This window comes from Endozoicomonas sp. SESOKO1, from assembly GCF_024606265.1.
Taxonomy (GTDB): domain Bacteria; phylum Pseudomonadota; class Gammaproteobacteria; order Pseudomonadales; family Endozoicomonadaceae; genus Endozoicomonas.
The window spans coordinates 1-3,335 of sequence record NZ_JAHHPP010000229.1 but is presented as its reverse complement, the minus strand read 5'-3'; the positions used below and the strand labels follow the sequence as shown (position 1 = coordinate 3,335).

Here is a 3,335-nt window from a genome sequence, read left to right as displayed (position 1 = left end):
ATTATTGAGCAGATTAAATAAGGGGAGTGGTAAGCAACAGGACAGGCTCAGCCTGTCTGATCATCTTACAAGCTCTATTTAGAGTAGTGCGTGGCTGGGTGCTCTGTAGCGAGGAGCCTGTCCGAGAATAGCGCCCGTAGCGAGGATGGCAGAAAAGTGGATTTCCGGACACTCAATCACTGAGCATCCAGACAGGAATCAACCCCGGTAAAAGTCAGCCTCACCCGCAGGGCGATTTTTAAATCGCCGATGAAGCCACATATACTGCTCAGGGTGCTCACGAATGCGCTGTTCAACGAACTGGTTGACCTGAAGCGCATCCTGATAGTCATCACCGGAAGGGATACCTTCCAGGGCAGAATGAAGGTGAACTTCGTAGCCCTTGGCATCGGCAAGGCGAGTCACCGTCATGGGAATCACTTTAGCCCTTCCCGCTTTGGCAAGGCGTGAGGTACTGGTAATCGTCGCGGCGGGAATACCAAAGAAAGGCACAAAACGTCCATTTTGGGTGCCATAGTCCTGGTCTGGAGAATACCAGACGGTTCTGCCCGACTTTAATGAGCGCAGCATGCCACGAACATCCCGCCTTCTCAGCAACTGACTGCCAGGGTCAAAACGATGCCTTAAACGACGCTGAACGTATTCAAAGACCGGATTCCCATGCTCTCGATAGGTGGCATCCACGCTGTGGCGCTGGGTAATCAGGCGACCTGCCAGCTCTATGGTGGTGAAATGCATCACCATCAGAATGGTCCCATCATCAGACTGCAGGTTTTCCAGCCCTTGATAAGAAACGATCTTCTCCAGCCTGCCTGAAGGCCACCACCAGGCGATGGTAACTTCCATAATACCAATGCCTACTGACTCAAAGTTTTTCTTCAGCAGCGCTTCTCTTTCGTCCTGGCTCAACCCGGGAAAACACTTTTCCAGATTAACCCGGGCAACATGAACACGGTCTCCCGCCACATGGTAACTGATACGCCCAAGCCACCGACCCAGTCGGAGAATCCAGCGATAAGGCAAAAGGGAAGGGATAAAGGTTAACCCAATCCCCAGCCAGGTAAGCCAGTACTTCGGGTGTAGATATGCCCGGCGAAAGACATCGTCGTCACGGGCATCAGCCTTCTTGTTTACGTCAGGGTTTTGCGACATATATAGATTAATTCAATACTTGTATCTGAACGTTGAGTTCTCTACGCTAGAGTCTGTTGTATAAAAAGCTGACCATTTAATCTGCTGACTCTCGTCATACAAAGCCGTTATAAAAGCCGTTATACAAAACCAGAGTTATATTTTATGACCCTTCAACTGCAAACCGGTACTGCCGCTGCAGCTTTCAAGATGACAGGCGGTATTTATACACTGACTACTCTTGAATTGCATTCTACCGATCCAGCGAATATTACCAGTCAGCTGGAGAAGATGACACGCAAGGCGCCCAATTTTTTCCAGCAGACCCCGGTCATTATTGCCTTGGACCAACTCAGCCCGGAACAACCCCCGGTTGATCTTTACCAGCTGCAACGCAGCCTTCAGCAGTTTGGTCTGATCCTGATTGCGGTTCGTGGCGGTCAGGAGAGCCATAAGCAGGACGCCATGATGGCAGGGATACCCTGGCTTCCGTCCCCGGGGCAACGAAACCGGGAAGAAGACTCTGCGGATCATGTTGAAAACGTTGAAAACAATGTGGTCATCATGCAGAAAACCCGCACCACCAGCACTCCTGCAGCAGAGGCTGCAAACCAGACGCAAAACCCACCGGTGATCCATAAAACCACCCTCATAGAGCATCCGATCCGCTCTGGCCAGCAGGTTTATGCAGAGGGCGATCTGGTCATTACCAGCCCGGTCAGTTCCGGTGCAGAACTTCTGGCAGGCGGCAATATACACGTCTATGGTCCATTACGCGGTCGGGCGCTGGCAGGTGTCAATGGCAATACCGATGCCCGTATATTCTGCCTGCAGTTTGAAGCCGAGCTTATTTCCATCAACGGTCAGTACAAGATGCCCTCAGCATCCAATAATAGTGACCCTCTCTGGGGAAGCAGTGTAGTTGTATCCCTTGAGGCGCAGAGCTTGCATATAAAGAAACTTTAAGAAATACTGGACAATAGTTCAGTTATTGACTCATGACAGGATTTCACCTTGGCTCGTATTATTGTTGTGACTTCTGGAAAAGGTGGCGTTGGAAAAACCACCACCAGTGCTTCCATTGCAACAGGATTGGCTCTTAAAGGTCACAGGACAGTAGTCATTGACTTTGATGTAGGCCTCAGAAACCTGGATCTCCTGATGGGGTGCGAGCGACGTGTCGTATACGACTTCGTCAATGTAATTAACGGTGAGGCTGAGTTGCACCAGGCCCTGATCAGAGACAAACGCACAGAAAACCTGTCCATTCTGCCAGCGTCTCAAACCCGGGACAAAGAGGCCCTGACTCATGAAGGGGTCGAAAAAGTCCTGAACCAGCTGGCGAAAGACTTTGAATACATTATCTGCGACTCACCGGCAGGTATTGAACATGGCGCCCTGATGGCACTCTACTTTGCCGATGAAGCCATTATTACCACGAATCCTGAGGTGTCGTCCGTCCGGGACTCTGACCGTATACTGGGTATTTTGCAGAGCAAATCCCGCCGTGCTGTCGAAAACCTTGAACCCGTCAAGGAGCATTTACTGGTTACCCGCTACAATCCTGATCGGGTAACACGAGGAGAAATGCTCAACATTCAGGATGTCGAAGAAATTCTGTCGATACCACTGATTGGTGTTATTCCTGAGTCCACCTCAGTCTTGAAAGCCTCCAACCAGGGTGTACCCGTAGTATGCAATACCGACAGTGATGCCGGTCAGGCATACAACGATGTGGTTGCGCGCTTCCTTGGTGAAGACATACCACACCGTTTTCTTGAACCCACCAGAAAAGGGTTCTTACAGCGCATGTTTGGAGGAATAGGATGAATCTTATGCAGCTATTCCGCTCACGCAAAGAAGACAACAGCGCCGCGGTTGCCAAGGAAAGGCTGCAGATCATAGTAGCCCATGAACGAAGCAGTCGAAGTGGGCGTGATTTTCTGCCAGCCATGGAGCGGGATATTCTTCAGGTTATTCAAAAATACATAGAGATCCAGCAGGAGTGCATTGACATCAAGCTGGACTCTCAGGATGGTTGCTCCATCCTTGAGGTCAATGTACAGCTGCCGAACTGACGGCAGCTGACTACTTTCAACCACACGCCATCATGATGGCAGTGCCCTGGTGAGTAGACCGGCGGAGCTTAGCCCGGATATTTCATAAACGTGCTCCCGATCTCGCTTGTCCTTTGCCGCTCTAAG

General features: G+C 50.6%; 4 protein-coding genes. 3 read left to right on the top strand and 1 reads right to left on the bottom strand.

All coding sequences use genetic code 11. The features are described from left to right. Positions 1-198: 198 nt before the first annotated feature. Complete coding sequence (gene lpxL / locus KDK13_RS10335; RefSeq protein WP_257284899.1) at positions 199-1,152, bottom strand: LpxL/LpxP family Kdo(2)-lipid IV(A) lauroyl/palmitoleoyl acyltransferase; 954 nt, start codon at positions 1,150-1,152, stop codon at positions 199-201. A gap of 144 nt (positions 1,153-1,296) precedes the next feature. Here lpxL and minC point away from each other — a divergent pair, with 144 nt between their 5' ends. From minC to minE, 3 genes are read left to right on the top strand one after another with little or no spacing between them, the layout of a single operon-like run. After that, on the top strand, positions 1,297-2,097 hold the full coding sequence (gene minC, locus KDK13_RS10330; RefSeq protein WP_257284898.1) for a septum site-determining protein MinC: 801 nt from the start codon (positions 1,297-1,299) through the stop codon (positions 2,095-2,097). A gap of 48 nt (positions 2,098-2,145) precedes the next feature. Continuing rightward, the gene (gene minD / locus KDK13_RS10325; protein ID WP_257284897.1) at positions 2,146-2,961 is read left to right on the top strand and encodes a septum site-determining protein MinD; all 816 of its coding nucleotides are present in this window, start codon (positions 2,146-2,148) and stop codon (positions 2,959-2,961) included. Continuing rightward, positions 2,958-3,209, top strand: a complete 252-nt coding sequence (gene minE, locus KDK13_RS10320) for a cell division topological specificity factor MinE (RefSeq protein WP_257284896.1) — start codon at positions 2,958-2,960, stop codon at positions 3,207-3,209. The genes minD and minE overlap by 4 nt, the downstream gene beginning before the upstream one ends. Positions 3,210-3,335 lie beyond the last annotated feature (126 nt).